Origin of the sequence: Micromonospora ureilytica (assembly GCF_015751765.1) — a bacterium.
In the GTDB taxonomy this organism is placed as follows: domain Bacteria; phylum Actinomycetota; class Actinomycetes; order Mycobacteriales; family Micromonosporaceae; genus Micromonospora; species Micromonospora ureilytica.
The window spans coordinates 3,441,557-3,463,039 of sequence record NZ_JADOTX010000001.1; the positions used below are offsets into that span (position 1 = coordinate 3,441,557).

The following is a 21,483-nucleotide window of genomic DNA, read 5'->3' on the forward strand; positions in this document are numbered from 1 at the left end:
TGACCAGCCGGCTCAGCCGGCGACGCTGACCAGCCGGCTCAGCCGGCGACGCTGACCAGCCGGCTCAGCCGGCGACGACCTGCCAGAGGAGGAACGCGTTGAGCGCGACCACCAGCACGGCCACCAGGCACGCGGCGGCCGTGGTGAGCGGGTGGTTGACCAGGTTGCCCATCAGGTCGCGGCGGCGGGTGAAGGCGACCACCGGGATCAGCGCGAACGGGATGCCGAAGCTGAGGATGACCTGGGACAGCACCAGCGCCCGGGTCGGGTCGAGGCCGATGGCGAGCACTGCCAACGCGGGTAGCAGGGTGACCAGCCGACGCAGCAGCAGCGGAACCCGCCGCCGCAGGAAGCCCTGCATGATCACCTCTCCGGCGTAGGTGCCCACGCTCGTGGAGGCGAGCCCCGAGACCAGCAGGGCGACGGCGAACCCGAACGCGGCGGCGGTGCCGATGGTCTGGCCGAGCCCGGCGTGCACCCCCTCCAGGCTGTCCGCACCGCCCGGCCCGCCGCCCCGGAAGCTGGACGCGGCGATCAGCAGCATGGCGAGGTTGACCGCGCCGGCCGCGCTCAGGGCGAGCAGCACATCGGTGCGCTGGCCGCGGAACAGGATCCGGCGCTCGGTGTCGTCGGCGGCGGGAATGCGGTCACGGGTGAGCGCGGAGTGCACGTAGATGACGTGCGGCATGACTGTCGCGCCGAGGATGCCGGCGGCCAGCAGCACGCTGTCCGTGCCCTGCAGGCGCGGCACCAGACCGGCCATCGCCGAGGCGGGGTCGGAGCCGGAGGCGAGCAGGTTGGCGGCGAAGGCCAGCACGATCACACCGAGCAGGACGGCGATGGCGACCTCGAAGGCACGGTAGCCGCGCGAGCGCAACGCGAGCACCGCGAACGAGGCCGTGCCGATGATGATCCCGCCGGGCAGCAGGGGGATGCCGAAGAGCAGGTAAAGGGCAACCGCGCCACCGATCACCTCAGCCAGGTCGGTGGCCATGGCGACCAACTCGGCCTGCACCCACATCATCCGGTTCACCGGCCGGGGTAGGCGCTCCCGGCACAGCTCGGGCAGGCTGCGCCCGGTGGCCAGACCCAGCTTCGCGGTGAGCGTCTGCACCAACATCGCCATCAGGTTGGCCACCACCACGACCCAGACCAGCAGGTAGCCGTAGCGGGCGCCGGCGGCGGAGTTGGTGGCGAAGTTGCCGGGGTCGACGTAGGCGACCGCGGCGACGAACGCCGGGCCGAGCAGGATCAGCCGCCCGCGTACGCGGCCCCGGGCGCGAGCGGCCTGTAGTGGAGTCGCCCTCGACGTCGTCAGTTCGTTGGTGACCATCGAACACCTCCCCGTCCCCACGGATCGCTGCCGGTCCCTTCCCATCGGGCTGACCCGTCGGTGCCAACCGCTGGCCTGCCGGTGCCACCGGGGTCGGGCCGCCGCGCCGGACAGGACGCGGCGCATCGAACAAGACGGACTTGACAGCCGGTGGGTCACCGATGAAGCTGTCTATTAGTCCTACTGTCGTAGGACAACAGGAAGGATCATCGGGAGTGATCGAGTTCGTACTGGACAGCCGGTCGAAGGTGAACACCTACATGCAGCTCGTGCAGCAGGTGAAACAGGCGCTGCGGGTTGGCCTGCTGACACCGGGCGACCAGTTGCCGAAGGTCCGGGACGTCGCGCAATCCCTGGCGATCAACCCGAACACGGTGCTGAAGGCGTACCGGGAGTTGGAGATCGAGGGTCTGGTCGGCGGCCGACCCGGGGTGGGCACGTTCGTCCAGCGCACCCTGGCCGGCGCGTCCCTGCCCAACCAGGCTGAGCTACGCGACGACCTGGTCGCCTGGCTGCACCGGGCGCAAGCTGCCGGCCTCACGGCCGAGGACGTCATCGCCCTGGTGGAGACGACGCTGCGCGCCACCCTCACCGACGACGCCCCGCACAAGGAGCACGCATGAGCGGAACGAGAGGACAACGGATGGACATGGTCTTGGAAGCAGACCGGCTCGGCAAGCGGTACGGCAGCACCTGGGCGTTACGGGACTGCTCGCTGCATCTGCCGGCCGGCCGGATCGCCGCGTTGGTCGGGCCGAACGGCGCGGGCAAGAGCACGCTGTTGCACCTGGCCGTCGGGCTGCTCAAGCCCGACGCGGGCACGGTCCGGGTGTTCGGCCGGTCCCCCTACGGTGACACGGAGGGCCTGGCCGACATCGGCTTCGTCGCCCAGGACACCCCGCTGTACCGGGACTTCACGGCGTCCGAATTGGTCGTCGCCGGCGGCAAGCTGAACAAGCGGTGGGACGCGGCGTTGGCCCGCCAGCGGCTGGCGCAGCTCGGCATCCCGCCGGACAAGCCGGTCGGCAAGCTCTCCGGTGGTCAACGGGCCCAGGTGGCGCTTGCCCTGGCACTGGCGAAGCAGCCGCGGCTGCTGCTGCTCGACGAACCGGTCGCCAGCCTCGACCCCCTGGCTCGCCGGGAGTTCCTCCAGTCGTTGATGGGCAGCGTCGCGGAGTCAGGCACCACAGTCCTGCTCTCCTCGCACCTGCTGGCCGACCTGGAACGGGTCTGCGACTACCTGATCGTGCTCAACGCCTCCCAGGTGCAGCTCACCGGCGCGGTCGACGACCTGGTCGCCGAGCACCGGCAACTCGTCGGGCCGCGCCACGACGGCGGCGCAATCGGGGGCGTCGCCGCAGTGGTCCGGACCAGCCACACCGATCGGCAGTCCACGTTGCTGGTCCGCACCGACGGGCCGGTCACCGATCCGGCCTGGACGGTCCGCGAGGTCAGCCTGGAGGACGTCGTGCTGGCCTATCTGGCCGACGGCACCACGAAGACCAATCACAGCGAGTGGGGGGTAGCGGCATGATCTGGTTGACCTGGCGGCAACACCGCAAGCAGGCGCTCTACACCCTGCTGGGGTTCGCGGTGCTGGCCGCCGTGCTGGTGCCGATCGGTTTGTCGATGCGGAACACCTTCGCCGACCTCGGGCTGACGGACTGCGTCAACCAGCTCGCCCGTGCCGATGTGGCGCAGACGACCCGCGAGACGTGCGATGCGGGCTTCCACCGCTTCACCAACCAGTACGGCAACCTCAACCTGCTGGCCGTACTCCTGATCACCCTGCCGGTGCTTGTCGGTCTGTTCTGGGGCGCCCCGCTGGTCGCCCGCGAGGTGGAGCAGGGCACGCACCGGTTCGTCTGGACCCAGGGTGTCGGCCGGAACCAGTGGGCCCTTGTGAAGTTCGGCCTGGTCGGCGCGGGCGTGCTGGTCCTCGCGGTCGGCTACGGGCTGGGCATGTCCTGGTGGGTCGAGCCGCTCACCCAGACCGCGCGCGAGGGCCGGTTCGGTCTGATCGTCTTCGACCTGCAGGGTGTCGTCCCGATCGGTTACACCCTCTTCGCGGTGGCGCTCGGCATCTTCGCCGGCACCGTGTGGAAACGGATGCTGCCTGCCATGGGCATCACCCTCGCCGGGTTCATCGGCGTTCGGGCGGCAATCGCCGTCCTGGCCCGACCGCACTACCAGCCGGCCCGCACCCAGACATTCCCGATCGACGGGGGCGGGATACCGGAGGGGAACCGAGGCGACTGGGTCCTCTCCGTGGGCATCCGCAACGCCGACGGGGCGATGGTGGCGGAGGACACCCGGATCCAGTGCCCGCCGGGTGGCAAGGGCCCGGACGGCCGTGCCTGCGGCGCCGAACTGGGCCTCAAGCCGGGCGCGTACAACTGGGAGCTGTACCAGCCGGCGGACCGGTTCTGGCTCTTCCAGGGCATCGAGACGGGCATCTTCGTCGCCCTCGCCCTGCTCCTGGTCTACCTGGCTGTGCGTCGGGTCCGCCGCATCGCCTAGCTGGGCGACGGGTGCTCGTCGGGGCGCGGGGGCCTCGGCGAGCACCCGTCAGCGGAGGCCCTCGACGGTCAGCGACAGCCAGGACGCCAGGTCGTGCAGCTCGTCGTGCACGGCCCGGGTCACCTCCGGGGTGAAGGGCACATCCTCGTGAATGGCGTGCACGGTGAGCGTGCCGCGCCGACGCTCGGCCGTGGCGTCCACCTTTCCGACCAGCCGATCACCGTGCAGGATCGGCAGCGCGAAGTAGCCCCACCGGCGGCTCACCCTGGGCTTGTACATCTCCAGCACGTACTCGTACTCGAAAAGGTCCGCGAGGCGGACCCGGTCGTGCACCAGCCGGTCGAACGGCGACAGCAGCGCCGTACGCCCAGTGAAGGGCTGCCCGAGCGCGGCCGGGTCCACCCGCCACTCCCCCGCGACGCCCTCGATCACGGCCGGCTCGCCGACGTCGCCGACGTCGGCGGGCTCGCCGGGCACGACCACCGCCTTCGCCCGAGCGATGCCCAGCGCCCGCAGCCGTCGCTCGTTGCGGAGTCGGCGCGCCTGCTCCAGCTCGACGACGGGTGTGCCGGCCGGGTAGACCCGCTCGGCCACGTCCCAGAGCCGCTGTCGGCCCTGACGGCCGGCGATCGCGACCTCGCCGCGCAGGACCAGGAACTCCAGCATCTGGGTGACGTTGCGGTTGTTGGTCCAGCCCGACGACGGCCACGGCACGGCGCTCGTGTCCGGGATGTCGCGGGAGAGCAGCGGACCGGAGCGGCCCAGCAGGTCGAGCACGTCCCGCCGGAACGAGTCGTTGGCGCGCAGCCACTCGCTGTGGCGCTCGTGACCGGGCGACGCCGCCATCGCCGCGAGGAAGAGCCCCAGGTCGTCCATCGGTCGCACCATCGCCTGGTGCTCGAAGAGCGTCCGGTGCCGTTCGAGGGCCTCCCGCAGGTGCAGGGGCTGGTACGACGAGCCGAGCCGGCTCCAGCAGACGAGGTCGGCGCTGGGGGCGACGGCGGCGGTCGGGTCGATCTGCACCAGGGTCAGCTGGCGGACCACGGTCAGGAGGTCGGTCGGACGCGGAGCGGCCAGCAGCTGGGCCCGGATGGCGATCCGCCGCGCCTGGGCCCGATCGAGTCGGTGCACACCCACGGCGGCGAGCCTAACGGCGACCACCGACAACGAGCGGACCCAGAGAGTTGGATCGCCATCCGGGCTGGGGCTCAGCCGGCCAGCCGCCGGTAGCGGGCGACCGAGAGCGGCAGGAAGACCGCGACCAGTACGAGCGGCCAGAGCACTGCCAGCCACGGGTAGTGCTGCGCCGCCCAGGAGTCACCACCCCAACCGGGGTTGCCGAACAGCTCGCGGGTGGCGCCGACGGTCGCCGACAGCGGGTTCCACGCGGCCACCGCACCGAGCCAGGCGGGCATGGTGGACGGTGCGACGAACGCGTTGGAGAGGAAGCCGAGCGGGAACTCCAGGGTCTGTACTGCCACCACGGCCGTCTGCCCACGGGCGACCAACCCGAGGAAGATGCCGACCCAGATCAGGGCGAAGCGCAGCAGCAGGATCAAGCCCACCGCCGCCAGTGTGGCAGCCGCCCCGCCGTGCGCCCGCCAGCCGATCGCGAGACCGGTCAGCAGCAGGACTCCGAGGGTGACCAGCGCGAACAGCATGTCGGCCACCGCCCGGGCCGCCAGCGGTGCCAGCGGCGAGACGGGCATCGATCGGAGCCGGTCGGTCACCCCGCGCTCCAGGTCCTCGGCAACGGCGATCGTGGTGAGGCTGATGCCGAAGACCATGGTCATCACGAACATGCCGGGCATCAGGAACTCCCGGTAACTGCCGCCGCCGGGCACCTGCAACGCGCCACCGAACAGGTAGGCGAACATCAGCACGATCAGGATGTTGAAGCCGAGCGAGGCGATCAGCGGACCGGGATCGCGTCGCCACCGGGCCAGGGCGCGCCAGATCAGCGCGCTGCTGTCGGCCAGGAGGGTGGGCCGTCCGGGCGTCAGATCCACCGCCGGGGCCGGCATGCTCACCGCGCTCATGCCGCCACCTCGGCGGTCGGCGCCCGGTCCCCGGTGAGGTGCAGGAACACGTCGTCCAGGGTGGGGCGGCGCAGCGCGACGTCCGCCACCGCGACGTTCACCGCGTCGAGCGCCCGCAGCACGTCGACGAGCGCGCCGGCCTGATGACCGACTCGGACGCTCACCATCCGCCGGTCCACGTCGACCGTCGGTTCGTCGTCGGCTGCCTGGCGTACCTGGGCGACGGCGGCGGCAAGGTCGGCCGGTGCCGCGACGACGACCTCGATCCGGTCGCCGCCGAGTCGGGTCTTGAGGTCGTCCGGGGTCCCCTCGGCGATGACCCGGCCGGCCTCGACCACCGAGATCCGGTCGGCGAGCTGGTCGGCCTCATCCAGCTGCTGGGTGGTGAGCAGCACCGTGGTGCCGGCGCGCACCAGCTCCCGGACCGACTCCCACACCTCGTTGCGCCCACGCGGATCCAGCCCGGTGGTGGGCTCGTCGAGGAAGAGGACCGAGGGGGCCAGGATCATGCCGGCCGCCAGGTCGAGCCGACGGCGCATGCCCCCGGAGTACGTGCTGACCGGCTGCTCGGCGGCGTCGGCGAGACCGAAGCGTTCCAGCAGCTCGACCGCCCGCTGCCGGGCCCGGCGGCGACCCAGGTGGAACAGCCGGCCGAAGAGCACCAGGTTCTGCCGGCCGCTGAGTGCCTCGTCCAGCGCGGGATGCTGCCCCACCAGCCCGATTCGGTAGCGCACCTGGTCGGGCTGACGGGTCACGTCGAAGCCGGCCACCTCGGCACGACCCTCGTCGAGCCGGAGCAGGGTGGACAGGATTCGTACCGCTGTGGTCTTGCCGGCCCCGTTTGGGCCGAGCAGGCCGCACACAGTTCCCTGCGGCACCCGCAGGTCGAAACCGTCCAGCGCGTACCGGTCCCGATACCGCTTGCGCAGCCCTTCGGCCACTATCGCGTTCCCACTCGTCGCCACAGCGTTCCCCTCGTCCGACCGACAACGAGCACTACCGTACAACGTACGGTAGTGGATACGCCAAGGATTGACCGACTGAAGGCGGGGCCATGGAAGTGCCGACCGTGACGGCTACGCCGAGTGTGCGGGCCCGACCTGGCCCGCGACGCCGACGTTCAGCGGATCGGCCAGCAGTTTGTCGAACGCCAACTCGGCGGCACCGATCAGGACCGCGTCGCGGCCGAGTGCCGCCGCGCGCAACCGCAGGTGCTCGCGGGAGGCGGGCAGTGGCATGGTGTCCAGCCGGTCCCGGACCACGTCCGCACCGGCGGTGAAGATGTCGCGCAGCGAGCCACCGAACACCACGGCGTCCGGATTGACCACGTTGACCAGGTTCGCCACGCCGAAGCCGAGCCAGTCCGCCACCTGCTCGACGGCCGCGCGGGCGGTGGGGTCGCCGTCCGCCGCCGCGCGCAGCACCTCGGCCACCGCCGCGCGGTCGCTCGGGTCACGGCCGGCGTGCCGCAACAGCGCGGCTTCGGAGATCTCGGTCTCCCAGCAGCCGCGTGAGCCGCAGCCACAGGGCAGGCCGTTGGGGTTCACGACCATGTGGCCGACCTTGCCGCTGTGACCCCGGTGGCCGATCACCAGGCGGCCACCGACGATGATGCCGGCGCTGATGCCCAGGTCCCCGTGCAGGTAGATGACATCGTCGATGCCGGCCGCGACGCCCCGGACGTGCTCGGCCAGGCCGGCGATGTCGGCCAGGTCACCGGCCACGAAACCGGGGCCGGCGCTGAACTCCGCCTCCAGGGCGGCGCCGAGCGTCTCGTCGATGCTGGCGATCCGGATCCTGCCGTCCGGGTCGCGGGTGGTGTCGGTGACCGCGGCGGCGCCACCGACCAGCAGCGCGTCGCCGGCCACGGAGCGTTCCATGTCGCGGACCAGGTCGGCGAGGGGCCGCACGGCGTCGAGCGCCGACATGCCGCTGGGTCGGGGGATCTCCCGTAGATCGAGGATCTGCCCGCCGAGGCCGACCCGGGCGGCACGCAGCCGGTCCGCGTCGATGCTCAACGCGTGTGCGTAGACCCGGTCGGAGCGGGGACTGACCACAAGTGAGGGGCGCCCGGCGCGGCGGGTGGTGGTCGGGGCCTCCTCGGTGACCAGGCCGCTGGTGACCAGGTCGGCCGCGAGGGCGCCGATGGTGCTTCGGTTGAGGCCGAGCCGGCTGGTCAGCTCGGCGCGGGACGTTGGTCCGTGCAGGTGGACGTAGCGCAGCACAGCGCCGAGGTTCTGCCGCCGGATCTCCTCCTGACTGGCGCCGGGGACCGACGGCAGCGGGGACTCGGCGTTGCGGCCGACGCCGGCTGGCCTGGCCCGTACTGGTGTCGCCACGGTCAGACCTCCTTCCGGGTCGAGGCCGGTTGGTGCGGGGGCGCAGGGACGACGATGGGTCCCGGTAGAGGAGACCCGGGACCCATCGGCGTTACTACCTGGCGTGCGGTAATTACTTGGTGAGCGGCGCGAGCTTCGGGTCGGTGGCGTACGCCTCAGCCGCGTTCGCCTTGGTGACGGCGACCGGCGGGAGCAGGTACGTGTCGACGACCTTGCTGCCGTTGTTGTAGGACTTGGTGTCGTTCACCTGCGGCTTGTCGCCGGCCTGGAGAGCCTTGACCATGTTGATGGTCTCCTTCACCAGGTTGCGGGTGTCCTTGTTGATCGTCATGTACTGCTCGCCCTTGACGATCGACTTGACCGACTCAACCTCGGAGTCCTGACCGGTGACGATCGGGGTCGGCTTGCCAGCACCCTTGACCGAGGTCAGGATGGCGCGGGCCAGCGTGTCGTTCGGGGAGAGGACGCCGTCCAGCTCCTTGTTGCCGTAGGTCGAGGTCAGCAGCTGGTCCATGCGGGCCTGCGCACCCTCGGCCTTCCAGCCCTGGATGGCGGTCTGCTTGACATCCTTCTGACCCGAGGCGACGACCACGTTGCCCTTGTCGATCTCCGGCTTGAGCACGTCCATCGCACCGTTGAAGAAGACACCGGCGTTGTTGTCGTCCGGCGAGCCGGAGAACAGCTCGATGTTGTACGGGCCGTTCGGCTTCTTGGCCTTCATGCCGTCCAGCAGGGCCTGGCCCTGGAGCTGGCCGACCTTGAAGTTGTCGAAGGCGACGTAGTAGTCGAGGTCCGGGGTGTTCGTGATGAGCCGGTCGTAGGCGATGACCTTCACGCCGGCCGTGTGGGCCGCCGCGACCTGGGTCGACAGCTGCGCGGCGTCGGTCGCGCCGATGACGATGACCTTGGCACCCTTGGTGACCATGGCGGTGATCTGGGCCTGCTGGTCGGCGACAGTGGTCGACGCGCCGGCGTACTGCACGTCACCCTGGAAGCCGGCCTCCTTGAGGCCGTTGCTGAACAGGTCGCCAGCGAGGACCCAGTTCTCCGAGGTCTTGGCCGGGAGGGCGACACCGATCAGCGAGTTCGCCGCGAAGCCCTTGGCGGCCTCGCCGCCGGAGCCGCTGTCGCCGTCGCGGCCGGAGCCGCAGCCGGCGAGGGCCAGCATGGCGGCGGCGCTGATGGCCACCACCGACGTGCCGAAGAATTTACGCATGGTGAGGACTTGCCTTTCTAGATGGTGAGGCGGGTAGAGAGGTCGGTGGCCGTCAGCCGGACACCGCTGCCTTGGCGGGCTCGCGCTCCGCGTCCGGCGGTGAGGCGGGTGGGGCGGAGTCCTCGCGGCGGAAGGGCCGCATCAGGCTCCCGATGATGGAGAAGCGCCCCTGGCTCTTGTTGTAGACGTCGATCGCGACGGCCAGCAACAGGACCAGACCCTTGATGATCTGGACGCGGTCGGTGCCGACACCCATCAGCTGGAGGCCGTTGTTGAGCACGGCCATGACCAGACCACCGACGATGGATCCGCTGATGGTGCCGATACCGCCGGCGACGGCCGCGCCACCGATGAAGACTGCGGCGATGGCGTCCAGCTCCCAGCCGTTGCCGTCCTGCGGTCCGGAGGCCGCCGAACGGGCCACGAAGATCATGCCGGCCAGCGCGGCCAGGACGGACATGTTCATCATGACGAAGAAGTTGACCCGCTTGAGCTTCACACCGGACAGCTCGGCCGCCCGGGAGTTGCCGCCCACCGCGTAGATGTGCCGGCCACCGGCCGTGTTGCGGGTGTAGAAGGAGTACGCGATGACCAGGACCAGCAGGATGATGCCGGAGATCGGGAAGCTGGTGCCGACGCGACCGCTGGCGAAGCGCAGCGCCGCGAAGGCGATGACGCCGACCATGATGGCCATCCGCAGGATGGAGATCCACATGGGCGCCGGGTCGGCGTCCATGGCCCGTCGGGTCTTGCGGGCCTGGATCTCGCGCCACACCACCGCCAACGCCGCGGCCAGGCCGAGCAGCAGCGTGGCGTTGTTGTAGCCGGTGTTCGGACCGAACTCGGGCAGGAAGCCGGAGCCGATCTCCCGGAAGCCCTCCGGCACCGGGACGGTGCTCGCGTTACCGATGAACTGGTTGCCGCCCCGGAAGAGCAGCATGCCCGCCAGGGTGACGATGAACGCCGGCACCCCGATGTAGGCCACCCAGAAGCCCTGCCAGGCGCCGATCACCGCGCCGATGGCGAGGCCGAACACGATGGCAGCGGGCCAGGGAAGGTCCCACTCGGTCATCGACTTGGCGACCAGGATGCCGGCGAAGGCGGCGACCGAGCCGACCGAGAGGTCGATGTGCCCGGCCACGATCACCATGAGCATGCCGATGGCCAGAATCAGAATGTACGAGTTCTGCTGGAACAGCGCGATCAGGTTGTCCGACCGCAGGGTGAGGCCGTCGGTCAGGATCTGGAACAGGACGACGATCGCCACCAGAGTGAAGATCATTCCGAACTGGCGAGCGTTGGAGGTGGTGCCTCCGAACAGGTTCTTCTGAAGGTCCTTCAATCGGCTCATCGTGTGGCCATCTTCTTCGTCGAGGTCATCTGCTTCATGAGGGTTTCCGGGGTGGCGTCCGCCCGGGCGATCTCGCCCGTGATGGCGCCTTCGAACACGGTGTAGATGCGGTCGCACAGCCCGATCAGCTCAGGCAGCTCCGAGGAGATGACGATGACGCCCTTCCCCTGGTCGGCGAGCCGCTGGATGATGCCGTAGATCTCGTACTTGGCACCCACGTCGATGCCGCGCGTCGGCTCGTCGAGGATCAGCAGGTCGGGGTCGGTGAACATCCACTTGGCCAGGACGACCTTCTGCTGGTTGCCGCCGGAGAGCTTGGAGACGCTCTCGTCGACCGTCGGGGCCTTGGTCCGCAACTCCTTGCGGTACGACTCAGCCGCCTGGTATTCCTCGACCTCGTTCAGGACGCCGTGGTGCCGAATCTTGGACAGCTTGGCGGCCACCGTCGACGTCTTGATGTCGTCGAGCAGGTTGAGGCCGATCGCCTTGCGGTCCTCGCTGACGTAGGCGAGGCCGTTGTCGATGGCATCCGCCACCGACTTCAGGACGATCTCCTTGCCGTCCTTGATGATCGTGCCCGACTCGTACACCCCGTAGGAGCGGCCGAAGACACTCATCGCGAGTTCGGTACGGCCCGCGCCCATGAGACCGGCGAAGCCGACGATCTCGCCGCGGCGCACCACGAAGCTCTCGTTCTTGCAGACCTGCCGCTCGGCGGAGATCGGGTGCCGGACGTTCCAGTTGCGGACCTCGAAGAAGACGTCACCGATCTTCGGCGTGTGGTCCGGGAACCGGCTGCTCAGCTCACGGCCGACCATGCCCCGCACGATCCGGTCCTCGTCGACCCCGTCCGCCTTGACGTCGAGGGTCTCCACGGTCCGGCCGTCGCGCAGGATGGTGATCTGGTCGGCGATCGCCTCGATCTCGTTGAGCTTGTGCGAGATCATGATCGAGGTGATGCCACGGGAGCGGAACCCGCGCAGCAGGTCCAGCAGGTGCTTGGAGTCGGCCTCGTTCAGCGCCGCGGTGGGCTCGTCGAGGATGAGCAGCTTCACGTCCTTGGCGAACGCCTTGGCGATCTCCACGAGCTGCTGCTTGCCGACCCCGATGTCCTTGATCAGGGTGTCCGGGTCCTCTTCCAGACCGACCCGGGCCATCAGGTCCAGCGCCATCCGGTTCGCGGCCTTCCAGTCGATCGCGCCCCGCTTGCGCGGTTCGTTGCCGAGGAAGATGTTCTCGGCGATCGACATCCCTGGAATGAGCGCGAGCTCCTGGTGGATGATCACGATGCCGGCGTTCTCGCTCGCCCGGATGTCGGAGAACTTGGTCTCCGACCCCTGGTAGACGATCTTGCCGTCGTAGGTGCCGTGCGGGTACACCCCGCTGAGCACCTTCATCAGGGTGGACTTGCCCGCGCCGTTCTCGCCGCAGATGGCATGGATCTCGCCGGCGCGAACCACCAGGTTGACGTCGGAGAGGGCCTTGACTCCGGGGAACTCCTTGGTGATGGAACGCATCTCAAGGAGGATGGGCACGTCGCTCATCGCTCGTACCACCTCGCCAACGTCATCGGTTGCCTCCGGAAGGTTGAACCTTCACTTGGTTTTGTTGTTGACGGCAACGTATTGCGGCCGTAGGGCCATCCGCAAGGCGAGGGACTGTTGAAAAGGTAACAATCCGGCAATATAGATGTCGCACAGTGTTCGCCCGTCACGGTGGCCACCGCAGCCCCTCCCGGCCTCCCGGTCCGACCGCAGCACCCATGCCCACCTGCGACAACGCGCCAATCGACCCCGGCCATTCCCGCAGCTTTCCCACCAGGCAAGACACGCCGGGGAGGGTGCACCCGGTAACGCAGCGCACACGTCAGGCCATCGAACGATGGTGATCGGGCACCGGCCGCAGCGGCGTGCGCGAGGCACACGGTGGGCCTCGGGCACCTGATGTGACCCACGCCTCTGCCGGCCGGACGCATCGGCAATCGTCATTTCGGAATGGCGGTCACCGGACGACAGATCAGTGCCCTAACGTCCGTTAAGCGCAGTTCGGAACGGCACGCCGCACCGGGGCCGCACCGGTCAGCTCGGGCGCAGCACCGCCTTGATCACGCCGTGCTCCCGCCGGTCGAAGTGGCGATACAGGTCCGGGGCGTCGGCGAGGGCGCCGTGGTGGGTGACGATCACGCTGGGCCGTGCTCGGCCCGCGACGACCAGGTCCCGCAGCAGGACCGTGTAGCGGCGATCGTGAGTGCGGCCGAACCGGACGGCGACCCCTTTGCTGAACAACGCTCCCCAGGGCGCGACCAGGTCCTCGTGGCCGTCCGCGCCAGGGCCGGGGTGGGGGTCCCGGTCCGGGTACACACCCGCGACCGCGATCGCGCCGGCGGCGTTGACCAGCCGGGCCGCGTCGGCGATGACCTGGTTCGGACGCTCCCGGTCAGGGTGCTCCCGGTCGCGGGCCTGGAACCCGACCGCGTCGATGACCTTGTCGACCCCGCCCAGTTTCTCCTCGCCCAGCGGCAGCCCGGCCCGGGCCCGGTCGGCGCGAATCTGCTCGACCGGGTCGCCCCGGCGAAAGTCGATCGGCACCGCGCCCATCTCGCCGGCCTTGTCGAGCCGGGCGTCGACGCCGTCGACGGAGTACACGACGCGGGCCCCTCGAAGCAGCGCCGAGTAGGCGCCGAGTAGCCCGACGGCGCCGGCGCCGAACACCGCCACGGTGTCACCGGGCCCGACCTCGGCGAGGGTGGCGGCGGCGTGCCACCCGGTGACGAACGCGTCGGCGAGCAGCACGAAGTCGTCCTCGGAGGCGTCCCCCGGCTCGCCGGGCAGGGGGACGCAGTTGGCGTCGGCCCACGGCACGCGCAGCAGGTCGGCCTGCGCACCCCGGTACGGACCCATCCCTGCGTACCCGTACGCCGCGCCCGGCCCCTCGGCCCGGGCCCGCAGACAGGCCGCCGAGAGCCCGCGAGCGCACATCACACACGTGCCGCAGAACAGGTGCGTGGGGATCACCACCCGCGTGCCCGGCCGGACGGTCTGCACCGCGGCACCCACCTCCTGCACCACACCCAACGGTTCGTGACCGAGCACCAGGCCGGGCTCGGCGCTGGTCCGTCCGTCGTACATGTGCAGGTCGGTGCCGCACAGGGCGGTGGAGGTGATCCGCACGAGCGCGTCGGTCTCCGCCTCCAGCGTCGCGTCGGGCACCTCCCGCACCGCGACCGTCCGGACGTCCTCGTAGACGACGGCTCTCATCCGACTCTCCCGTTCGGCTGTGGAACGGCCGGTCTTCCCCCGACTGGGCCGTTCATGCCTGCCCGGCACGCCTGCCCGGCCGGCACCAAGTCCCTCCGGGACGAGACCGCCGATCTGGTCGCGGTCATCGAGGCGGCCCGCCGACCCTCGGGCCGACCGGTCCATCTCGTCGGCGCGTCCTACGGGGCGACCCTGGCGTTGCACACCCAGCCGAGACGCCGGCCGCTCAGTAACATCGGCGAGGCACGATATTCAGGCGGACCCCGCACCGACCGGATCGAGCACTCGACATGACGACCGAGCAGACCACGTCTCCCCCGCGCGCCGGTGTCGGCATCGCCGCTCAGGGGCTGGGCCAGAGCGTCCGGAGCGGTCGCCAGATCCTGACCGACATCTCCCTGAGCATCGCGCCGGGCGAGCTGGTCGCGATCGTCGGTGCCAGCGGCGCCGGTAAGACCACCCTGCTGGAGATCCTCGCCGGGGTGCGGCGACCGGCGGCGGGCACCGTGACGTACGACGGCACGGCCGCGGCCGGCGGCATCGGTGTCGTTCCGCAGGACGACATCATCCACCGCGAGCTGCCCCTGGCCCGCACCCTGCGGTACGCCGCCCGACTGCGCCTGCCCTCCAGCACCGGGCCGGCCGAGATCAGCGACCGGGTCGCCGAGGTGCTCGCCGGGCTGCGACTCACCGACCGGGCCGCCACGCCGGTCGGCCTGCTCAGCGGCGGTGAACGCAAGCGCGCCAGCATCGCCGTCGAGCTGCTCACCCGGCCCGGCGTGTTCTTCCTGGACGAGCCCACCTCCGGGTTGGACCCGGCGATCGCCGTGGAGCTGCTCCGGGTGCTCCGCGCGCTCGCCGACACGGGAGCCACAGTCGTGCTGACCACCCACCAGGTCACCGACGTGGACCATTGCGACCGGGTCGTCGTGCTGACCCGTCAGGGCCGCCTGGCGTTCACCGGCACCCCGGCCGCCGCCCGGGAGTTCTTCGGCCTGCGGTCCCTCGTCGAGGTGCACCTCCGGCTCGACGAAGCGACGCGACCCGCCGAGTGGCCCGATCGATTCGCCGAGCAACGCGACACCGAGCAACGCGACACCGAGCAACGCGACACAGAGCAGTCGCCCACCGACGACGGTGACGTCGCCGCGACGCCGCCGCGGTCTGTCGGCCGGCTGCGGCAGTGGGCGGTCCTCACGGCGCGCAACGCGGAGATCGTTCTCCGCAACCGGCTGACCCTGGCGATCCTGCTCGGCTCGCCGGTGATGGTGCTCGGCATGTTCGCGTTGCTGTTCCGTCCGGGGGCGTTCGAGCCGAGCAGCCCCAGCCCGACGGTGACCGTGATGATCCTGTTCTGGATCGCTTTCGGTGGCTTCTTCTTCGGGCTGACCTACGGGCTCCTCCAGATCTGCACCGAGCTACCGATCCTGCGCCGGGAGCGGCTGGCCGGTGTCCGGCTGGCCCCGTACCTGATGGCCAAGGTGGCGGTGCTGCTGCCGCTGCTGGCCCTGGTGGACCTGGCCCTGCTCGGGGTGCTGCGCGGCATGGACCGGCTGCCGCCGACCGACGGCGCCCAGTTCGCGGCCCTGTACGTGACCCTGCTGCTCTCCTCGGCGGCGGCGCTCGCCCTCGGTCTGCTGTGCTCGGCGGCCGTGTCCGATGCGGCCCAGGCGACGCTCATGCTGCCAATGCTGTGCTTCCCCCAGGTGCTGTTCGTGGGCGCGATCCTGCCGGTGCCGGCCATGGCGGTCGGCGGTCAGTGGATCAGCTACGCCATGTCGAACCGGTGGGCGTTCGAGGGCTTGGGGCACACCGCCGGGGTGGAGCGGCTCTGGCGCGACGGCGGCTCCCCGCTCGGCCCGCCGCTGCTGGCCACGTACGGCGACAGCTTCTCCCGGCCGGTGTGGGTCGACTGGCTGGTGCTCGGCGGTTTCGTGCTGCTCTTCCTGGGCGCGGCCTGGGCGGTCCTGGTCCGACGAGAGTTCCGTCGTGCGTCCTGACTCGATCCCGCACGCCTCCCCGACATCGCTGCCGGGGTACGCCGCCACGGGCCGGATCGACGAGCTGCGCGCCACCGAGTACCGGCACCTGGACGCCGGCGGGCAGGTGTACCTCGACTACGCAGGGTCCGGGGTGGCGGCCCAGGCCCAGGTTCGCGCCCATCACGATCGGCTGCTCGCCGGGCTGTACAGCAACCCCCACTCGGAGAACCCCACGAGTGCGGCGGCGAGTTCGCTTGTGGAGTCGGCGCGACGCGCGGTGCTCGACTTCTTCCGCGCCGACCCGGCCGAGTACGCGGTCGTCTTCACCCCGAACGCCAGTGGCGCCTGCCGGCTGGTCGGGAGGCGTACGACTTCGGCCGGGCTGCGCCGCTGGTGCTGACCTGGGACAACCACAACTCGGTAAACGGCATCCGCGAGTACGCCCGGTCGGCCCGCGCCTCCGTACGCTACGTGCCGCTGAGTGGGCCGGAGCTGCGGGTCGCCGAGTCGGACCTGGTCGCGGCGCTCGGCGCCGGCCGGGGCAGCCTGGCCCGTCGGTGGGATCGGGCCGGTCGTCGCGGGTTGTTCGCCTATCCGGCGCAGAGCAACTTCTCCGGGGTGCAGCACCCGCTCGGCTGGGTGGAGCTGGCCCACCAGCAGGGCTATGACGTGTTGCTCGACGCGGCCGCCTTCGCGCCGACGAACCGGCTGGACCTCAGCGTCGTCCGGCCGGATTTCGTGTGTCTGAGCTGGTACAAGCTCTTCGGTTACCCCACCGGGGTCGGCGCGCTGCTGGCCCGCCGTACGGCGCTGGCCCGGTTGCGCCGTCCGTGGTTCGCCGGCGGCACGATCCGCGCTGTCAGCGTGCAGGGCGACTGGCACCGGCCGATGGACGACGAGTCGGCGTTCGAGGACGGCACGCTCAACTTCCTGAGCATCCCGGACGTGGAGGTCGGGTTGCGCTGGCTCGATTCGATCGGCGTGGACCTCGTACACTCCCGGGTTGGCCTGCTCACCGAATGGCTGCTGGAGCGGCTGACCACCCTGCGGCACGACACCGGCGGGCCGCTGGTCCAGGTGTACGGGCCGACAACGGGGGCGGGGCGCGGTGGCACTGTGACGTTCAACCTCCGCCACCCGGACGGCACGCTTGTCGACGAACGGCTCGTCGCGCGGGAGGCGGCGGCGGCCGGCTTCTCCCTGCGTACCGGTTGTTTCTGCAACCCGGGCGCGGGCGAGGGCGCGTTCGGGATCAGCCGGAGGTCGACCCGGCAGCGACTGTTGGCGTCGGTCGACACGATCGACACGTATCTGGCGGCGCTACGCCTGCCGACGGGTGGCGCGGTCCGTGTCTCGTTCGGACTGGCCTCCACGGCGACCGACGCGGAACGCTTCGTCGCCTTCGCCCAGTCGACCTACCTCAACCGGGGCGTCGGTGCCGAGTCAGCGCTGCCGCCTCGGTTGCGCTGCTGATGACCTGCCTGACCGCGCCGGTTAGCTGACCTGGGCCACCGGTGCCGAGCGGTGCTTGATCTCCTCCATGAACGGGAACCGGGCGGTCAGCTCGGCGACTGTCAGGCCGGCCCGCCAGGCCGCGGCCACCTGGGCGACCTGCGCCAGGTCCATGACGTCACCGCGCGCGAGAACCTCTCCCGAGACACGAATGTCGATCATGAAGTATCGGGCCTGTGAGCCCAGGCCCACGCAGACCACGCCCTCGTCGGAGTGCAGCTCGGCGCAGGTGAACCGGGCCCGCCCCTGCTCCGGCGCGGTCACCCGGCCGACGTCGAGCCCGTGATGGGCAGCGGTTTCGATGAGCGCGGGGGCCAGGCCACCCCGCTCGACCAGATCCGGGTAGAGGCGCACACCCAGCGCCGTCGACGCCTCGCTCATGACTGACTCCCACTTCCTTGTGACAGAGACCAGCAGCGCGCAGGTTACGGGAAAGTTTCCGGCACGCCTCGTCATCCTGTCCCGCGTGGACGCCCCACGGCAATAGGAAGGGTCGATTCGACAGCTATCGAGTAACCCTCGGCCGCGCCGAACTCATTCGACGGGTCGATGCCGTCCACCTCGGAGCCATCGATCGATCTTACGATGACTGCCCGGATCGGCGCTCCGCCGCTCACTGGTCAGCATCGGGCGGTAACGGACGGTCGTGATATTGGAAACACTCTTGACAGAAAGAACCGATATCGACATGCTTCGCTTTAGAGAGCGCTCTCTATCCTGGTAAACCGCCTTCACCCCACCCCCCCCACGCTGAGGAGCCTCCCGTGTTCACAGCCCGGCCCAGCCTCCGCTTCCGCCCCCTCGTACTCCTGGCGGTCGCCCTCGTCGCGACCACGACGGCGCTCGTCTTCCCGGCGCACCCCGACCGGGCCGAGGCCGCCATCGGCCCGATCAGCTGGCAGGACGAGTTCAACTCCCCCGCCGGCACGCCCGTCGACCAGAACAAGTGGCGGTTCGACATCGGCGGCGGCGGTTGGGGCAACAACGAGCGGCAGTACTACACGAACAGCACCAGCAACGCCGTCCACGACGGGCAGGGCAACCTCGTCATCACCGCCCGCCGGGACAACCCCGCCAACTACCAGTGCCACTACGGGCGCTGCGAGTACACGTCGGCACGGTTGCTGACGGCGGCGACCTTCACCCAGACGTACGGGCGATTCGAGGCCCGGATCAAGATCCCGCGCGGTCAGGGCATCTGGCCGGCCTTCTGGATGCTCGGCACCGGCGGCGGGTGGCCCGACGCCGGCGAGATCGACGTCATGGAGAACATCGGCCGCGAGCCGAACACCGTCTACGGCACCGTGCACGGGCCCGGCTACTCCGGCGGAGGCGGCATCACGGGCAGCCGCACCCTCGGCGCGCCGCTCGCCGACACCTTCCACACCTACCGGGTGGACTGGGAGCCGAACGTGATCACCTGGTACGTCGACGGGGTGCAGTACCACCGGGTCGATCCCGCCCGGCTCGGCGGCAGCCGCTGGGTGTTCGACCACCCCTTCTTCATGATCCTCAACGTGGCGGTCGGTGGTAACTGGCCCGGCTACCCGGACGGTTCGACCCAGTTCCCGCAGCAGATGCTCGTCGACTACGTCCGGGTGTCCAGCTACACCTCGGGGGGCGGGGGCGACCCGGCTCCCGGCACCAACCGCATCCGGGGTGCGCAGAGCGGTCGCTGCATCGACATCCCCAGCGCCAACCCGGTGGAGGGCGCCAAACTCCAGATCTGGGACTGCAACACCACTGCGGCCCAGAGCTGGACCTTCGCCTCCGACGGGACCATCCGCGCGATGGGCAAGTGCATGGACCCGGCCTGGGCCGGCACCGCCAACGGCACCGAGGTCAACCTGGTCAGCTGCAACGGCAACACCGCGCAACGCTTCACCCTCAACGCCGCCGGCGACCTGGTCAACCTCAACGCCAACAAGTGCGTGGACGTACGGGAGGCCAACCCCAACAACGGCGGCAAGCTGCACCTGTGGGACTGCCTCGGCGCCGCCAACCAGAAGTGGTCTCGCGTCTGACCACCCGACAACCAGCGCGTGGGCCGTCCGAGAACAGCTCGGGCGGCCCACCGCCGTGTTCGCCTCCGCAGGCCAGATTGGCTCGATGAGCGGAGAGGCCAGGCTCACGCCCACTATGTTCGGATTAGTCCAAAATCCGGCAGTTCCGGGAGTGAGCTCATGTCGCACCACCTCGATACGCCCCTGGCCGCCCAGGGCGGTCAGCTGTACATCGACGACCTGTACGTCTTCAACGGTGACCGCGCCACCGTGTTCGTCATGGACGTCAACAGCTCGGTGACCAAGGCCGACATCAAGCGCGGCTTCCACGCCGAGGCGCGCTACGAGATCAAGATTCACATCAATGGCACCGAGGTCGAGGACCTGACCTACCGGTTCGCCTTCGGCGAGCCCGACGGCGACGCCCGGCAGGCCCTCCAGTTGTACGAGCTCACCGGAGCGGACGCGCGCGACGACGCCGCGATGGGCACCCCCGTAGCCGAGGGACGCACCGGCGAGGTGACGACCGGTGGCAACGTCCGGATCTGGGCCGGGCGGATCACCGATCCCTTCTTCATCGACCTCGACGAACTCGCCACCATCAACGGCGCGGTCAAGAACGGCTCCCGGGTGGACCGCTCGGCCTGGCGGGTGGACCAGGCCAAGAACAGCTTCGCCGGCACCACTGTCGAGTCGATAGTCCTTGAGGTCTCCCATGACGAGCCACTGCTGCGCGACGGCACCGAGATCGGCGTGTGGTGTCGCACCATGCTGGCCACCGACGCCGGCGGATGGCGGCAGATCAACCGCGCCGGCCACCCCATGATGTGGCCGATCTTCTGGCCCCACGACACCGACTTCTCCGACCCGGCCAACTTCCGGCACCCCGGCATCGACCTCACCGAAGGCGGCGAGGAGATCGCGAACGCGGTCGCCGGGGTCGTCAAGGCGAACGGCACCGCACCGGACCCACAGGCGTACGGCTGGAGCGTCGCCCGGCAGCTCTACCCCGACCTGCTGTCGTACAAGGTCGGCACGGCCGCGAACTTCGGCTTCGCGGTCCGCAACGGACGCACCCTGGCCGACAACGCACCCGAGGTGATGTTCTCCCTCGTCCTCAACACCGGCACCACGTCCGGGCTCACCCCGGAGGTCACGAAGGCCGCCCGCTCCGCCACGTTCCCCTACGTGGTCCCGGCCTGAAGCCGCTCGCAGGGCTCGGCGGCCAACACGGCGCCGGGCCCTTGCCGTGCGCGCCCTCCACCAGAGCCACGGATAGACCGCTCAGCGGGTGATACTCGCGTCATTCGCGCCCTTATGGGCGTTTTGCGTAGTTAGTCTTTGAAGCGCTTCCCAGGGTTATTTAGGACAAGGAGACTCGATGCGTAGAAGGATTCTGGCCGCTCTGGCCGGCGTGGCCGCCGTCGTCGCGCTCGCCGGGCCGGCCGCCGCGGACACGACGGGCGACACGATCGTGACCCTCACCGTCGACGCCGCCGGTGGTCTGTCGATCACCGTGCCGGCGACTGCGAACATCGGCAGCGGCGTGGAGGGCACGACCGTCTCCGGTCTGCTCGGCCCGGTCACCGTGCTGGACCAGCGCGGGTCGCTCACCCCCAACTGGACCGCCAACGTCGTCTCCACCGACTTCGCCACCGGCGGCGGCTCATCCGGGGAGACGATCCCGAACATCAACGTCCTGTACTGGTCCGGTCCCGCGACGGCGACCGCCGGCGGCGGCACCTTCACACCGGGCCAGCCGACCTCCGCCCAACAGGTGATCATCAACGTTCCCCAGACGGCGATGAGCCACACCGGCGGCACCGGCAACAACTTCGCCACGTGGAACCCCACTCTGGTGGTGAACGTGCCCGTCGGCACCGTCCAGGGTGTCTACACGGGGACGGTGACACATTCGGTGTTCTGAGCCG

At 70.0% G+C, this 21,483-nt stretch carries 20 protein-coding genes; 10 read left to right on the top strand and 10 right to left on the bottom strand.

All coding sequences use genetic code 11. The annotated features are described in order from the left end of the window. Nucleotides 1-64 precede the first annotated feature (64 nt). Nucleotides 65-1,333: an Nramp family divalent metal transporter gene (locus IW248_RS15380; protein ID WP_124822413.1), complete on the bottom strand. Its 1,269-nt coding sequence runs from the start codon at nucleotides 1,331-1,333 to the stop codon at nucleotides 65-67. 215 nt (nucleotides 1,334-1,548) lie between these two features. Here IW248_RS15380 and IW248_RS15385 point away from each other — a divergent pair, with 215 nt between their 5' ends. The 3 genes from IW248_RS15385 to IW248_RS15395 are packed head-to-tail and all read left to right on the top strand — an operon-like array spanning nucleotide 1,549 to nucleotide 3,853. Beyond that, nucleotides 1,549-1,956 carry a GntR family transcriptional regulator gene (locus IW248_RS15385; RefSeq protein ID WP_091401257.1) on the top strand — a complete coding sequence of 136 codons (408 nt, stop codon included), beginning with the start codon at nucleotides 1,549-1,551 and terminating at the stop codon, nucleotides 1,954-1,956. Between the two features lie 20 nt (nucleotides 1,957-1,976). Beyond that, the gene (locus IW248_RS15390) at nucleotides 1,977-2,867 is read left to right on the top strand and encodes an ABC transporter ATP-binding protein (RefSeq protein ID WP_196930215.1); all 891 of its coding nucleotides are present in this window, start codon (nucleotides 1,977-1,979) and stop codon (nucleotides 2,865-2,867) included. Next, nucleotides 2,864-3,853 (top strand): ABC transporter permease, encoded by a 990-nt coding sequence (locus IW248_RS15395; protein ID WP_196927556.1) that lies wholly within the window; start codon nucleotides 2,864-2,866, stop codon nucleotides 3,851-3,853. The genes IW248_RS15390 and IW248_RS15395 overlap by 4 nt, the downstream gene beginning before the upstream one ends. Before the next feature lie 48 nt (nucleotides 3,854-3,901). Here IW248_RS15395 and IW248_RS15400 read toward each other — a convergent pair whose 3' ends face one another. The 8 genes from IW248_RS15400 to IW248_RS15435 all read right to left on the bottom strand — a co-directional run bounded on the left by IW248_RS15400 (nucleotide 3,902) and on the right by IW248_RS15435 (nucleotide 14,055). Beyond that, the gene (locus tag IW248_RS15400) at nucleotides 3,902-4,990 is read right to left on the bottom strand and encodes a DNA glycosylase AlkZ-like family protein (protein ID WP_196927557.1); all 1,089 of its coding nucleotides are present in this window, start codon (nucleotides 4,988-4,990) and stop codon (nucleotides 3,902-3,904) included. A gap of 71 nt (nucleotides 4,991-5,061) precedes the next feature. After that, a complete protein-coding gene (locus tag IW248_RS15405) occupies nucleotides 5,062-5,892 on the bottom strand; it encodes an ABC transporter permease (protein ID WP_196927558.1) in 831 nt (276 codons plus the stop codon). Next, the gene (locus IW248_RS15410; protein ID WP_196927559.1) at nucleotides 5,889-6,857 is read right to left on the bottom strand and encodes an ATP-binding cassette domain-containing protein; all 969 of its coding nucleotides are present in this window, start codon (nucleotides 6,855-6,857) and stop codon (nucleotides 5,889-5,891) included. Before IW248_RS15410 ends, IW248_RS15405 begins: the two co-directional genes overlap by 4 nt. A 111-nt stretch (nucleotides 6,858-6,968) precedes the next feature. Next, nucleotides 6,969-8,231: an ROK family transcriptional regulator gene (locus tag IW248_RS15415; RefSeq protein ID WP_196927560.1), complete on the bottom strand. Its 1,263-nt coding sequence runs from the start codon at nucleotides 8,229-8,231 to the stop codon at nucleotides 6,969-6,971. Nucleotides 8,232-8,343: 112 nt separating this feature from the next. Beyond that, nucleotides 8,344-9,447 (bottom strand): substrate-binding domain-containing protein, encoded by a 1,104-nt coding sequence (locus IW248_RS15420; RefSeq protein WP_124822420.1) that lies wholly within the window; start codon nucleotides 9,445-9,447, stop codon nucleotides 8,344-8,346. A 52-nt stretch (nucleotides 9,448-9,499) separates the two neighbouring features. Beyond that, a complete protein-coding gene (mmsB, locus tag IW248_RS15425; RefSeq protein WP_112585417.1) occupies nucleotides 9,500-10,798 on the bottom strand; it encodes a multiple monosaccharide ABC transporter permease in 1,299 nt (432 codons plus the stop codon). Beyond that, entirely contained in the window at nucleotides 10,795-12,342 is a 1,548-nt protein-coding gene (gene mmsA / locus IW248_RS15430; RefSeq protein ID WP_196927561.1) for a multiple monosaccharide ABC transporter ATP-binding protein, read from the bottom strand. Before mmsA ends, mmsB begins: the two co-directional genes overlap by 4 nt. A 534-nt stretch (nucleotides 12,343-12,876) precedes the next feature. Further along, entirely contained in the window at nucleotides 12,877-14,055 is a 1,179-nt protein-coding gene (locus IW248_RS15435) for an alcohol dehydrogenase catalytic domain-containing protein (RefSeq protein ID WP_196927562.1), read from the bottom strand. A gap of 54 nt (nucleotides 14,056-14,109) precedes the next feature. Here IW248_RS15435 and IW248_RS15440 point away from each other — a divergent pair, with 54 nt between their 5' ends. The 4 genes from IW248_RS15440 to IW248_RS15455 are packed head-to-tail and all read left to right on the top strand — an operon-like array spanning nucleotide 14,110 to nucleotide 17,510. Further along, nucleotides 14,110-14,349 carry an alpha/beta fold hydrolase gene (locus IW248_RS15440; RefSeq protein WP_196927563.1) on the top strand — a complete coding sequence of 80 codons (240 nt, stop codon included), beginning with the start codon at nucleotides 14,110-14,112 and terminating at the stop codon, nucleotides 14,347-14,349. Continuing rightward, nucleotides 14,346-16,055 (top strand): ABC transporter ATP-binding protein/permease, encoded by a 1,710-nt coding sequence (locus tag IW248_RS15445; RefSeq protein WP_196927564.1) that lies wholly within the window; start codon nucleotides 14,346-14,348, stop codon nucleotides 16,053-16,055. The genes IW248_RS15440 and IW248_RS15445 overlap by 4 nt, the downstream gene beginning before the upstream one ends. Next, the gene (locus IW248_RS15450) at nucleotides 16,045-16,437 is read left to right on the top strand and encodes an aminotransferase class V-fold PLP-dependent enzyme (RefSeq protein WP_196927565.1); all 393 of its coding nucleotides are present in this window, start codon (nucleotides 16,045-16,047) and stop codon (nucleotides 16,435-16,437) included. Before IW248_RS15445 ends, IW248_RS15450 begins: the two co-directional genes overlap by 11 nt. Next, entirely contained in the window at nucleotides 16,431-17,510 is a 1,080-nt protein-coding gene (locus IW248_RS15455; RefSeq protein ID WP_196927566.1) for an aminotransferase class V-fold PLP-dependent enzyme, read from the top strand. The genes IW248_RS15450 and IW248_RS15455 overlap by 7 nt, the downstream gene beginning before the upstream one ends. A gap of 21 nt (nucleotides 17,511-17,531) precedes the next feature. Here the strand turns inward: IW248_RS15455 and IW248_RS15460 are convergent, their stop codons facing one another. Beyond that, nucleotides 17,532-17,930 carry a hypothetical protein gene (locus IW248_RS15460; protein WP_196927567.1) on the bottom strand — a complete coding sequence of 133 codons (399 nt, stop codon included), beginning with the start codon at nucleotides 17,928-17,930 and terminating at the stop codon, nucleotides 17,532-17,534. Between the two features lie 383 nt (nucleotides 17,931-18,313). Here IW248_RS15460 and IW248_RS15465 point away from each other — a divergent pair, with 383 nt between their 5' ends. From IW248_RS15465 to IW248_RS15475, 3 genes are all read left to right on the top strand, one after another. Further along, complete coding sequence (locus tag IW248_RS15465; protein ID WP_196927568.1) at nucleotides 18,314-19,573, top strand: glycoside hydrolase family 16 protein; 1,260 nt, start codon at nucleotides 18,314-18,316, stop codon at nucleotides 19,571-19,573. A gap of 159 nt (nucleotides 19,574-19,732) precedes the next feature. Further along, on the top strand, nucleotides 19,733-20,755 hold the full coding sequence (locus IW248_RS15470; RefSeq protein ID WP_196927569.1) for a DUF4331 family protein: 1,023 nt from the start codon (nucleotides 19,733-19,735) through the stop codon (nucleotides 20,753-20,755). Nucleotides 20,756-20,933: 178 nt separating this feature from the next. Next, nucleotides 20,934-21,479: a hypothetical protein gene (locus IW248_RS15475; RefSeq protein WP_196927570.1), complete on the top strand. Its 546-nt coding sequence runs from the start codon at nucleotides 20,934-20,936 to the stop codon at nucleotides 21,477-21,479. Nucleotides 21,480-21,483: the final 4 nt, after the last annotated feature.

What these genes read in the sequence shown, in the direction of transcription:
- IW248_RS15380 (WP_124822413.1), bottom strand. Translation starts at nt 1,333, where the DNA reads ATGGTCACCAACGAACTGACGACGTCGAGGGCGACTCCACTACAGGCC.
- IW248_RS15390 (WP_196930215.1), top strand. Translation starts at nt 1,977, where the DNA reads ATGGACATGGTCTTGGAAGCAGACCGGCTCGGCAAGCGGTACGGCAGC.
- IW248_RS15395 (WP_196927556.1), top strand. Translation starts at nt 2,864, where the DNA reads ATGATCTGGTTGACCTGGCGGCAACACCGCAAGCAGGCGCTCTACACC.
- IW248_RS15405 (WP_196927558.1), bottom strand. Translation starts at nt 5,892, where the DNA reads ATGAGCGCGGTGAGCATGCCGGCCCCGGCGGTGGATCTGACGCCCGGA.
- IW248_RS15420 (WP_124822420.1), bottom strand. Translation starts at nt 9,447, where the DNA reads ATGCGTAAATTCTTCGGCACGTCGGTGGTGGCCATCAGCGCCGCCGCC.
- mmsB (WP_112585417.1), bottom strand. Translation starts at nt 10,798, where the DNA reads ATGAGCCGATTGAAGGACCTTCAGAAGAACCTGTTCGGAGGCACCACC.
- mmsA (WP_196927561.1), bottom strand. Translation starts at nt 12,342, where the DNA reads ATGAGCGACGTGCCCATCCTCCTTGAGATGCGTTCCATCACCAAGGAG.
- IW248_RS15435 (WP_196927562.1), bottom strand. Translation starts at nt 14,055, where the DNA reads ATGAGAGCCGTCGTCTACGAGGACGTCCGGACGGTCGCGGTGCGGGAG.
- IW248_RS15440 (WP_196927563.1), top strand. Translation starts at nt 14,110, where the DNA reads ATGCCTGCCCGGCACGCCTGCCCGGCCGGCACCAAGTCCCTCCGGGAC.
- IW248_RS15445 (WP_196927564.1), top strand. Translation starts at nt 14,346, where the DNA reads ATGACGACCGAGCAGACCACGTCTCCCCCGCGCGCCGGTGTCGGCATC.
- IW248_RS15460 (WP_196927567.1), bottom strand. Translation starts at nt 17,930, where the DNA reads ATGAGCGAGGCGTCGACGGCGCTGGGTGTGCGCCTCTACCCGGATCTG.
- IW248_RS15470 (WP_196927569.1), top strand. Translation starts at nt 19,733, where the DNA reads ATGTCGCACCACCTCGATACGCCCCTGGCCGCCCAGGGCGGTCAGCTG.
- IW248_RS15475 (WP_196927570.1), top strand. Translation starts at nt 20,934, where the DNA reads ATGCGTAGAAGGATTCTGGCCGCTCTGGCCGGCGTGGCCGCCGTCGTC.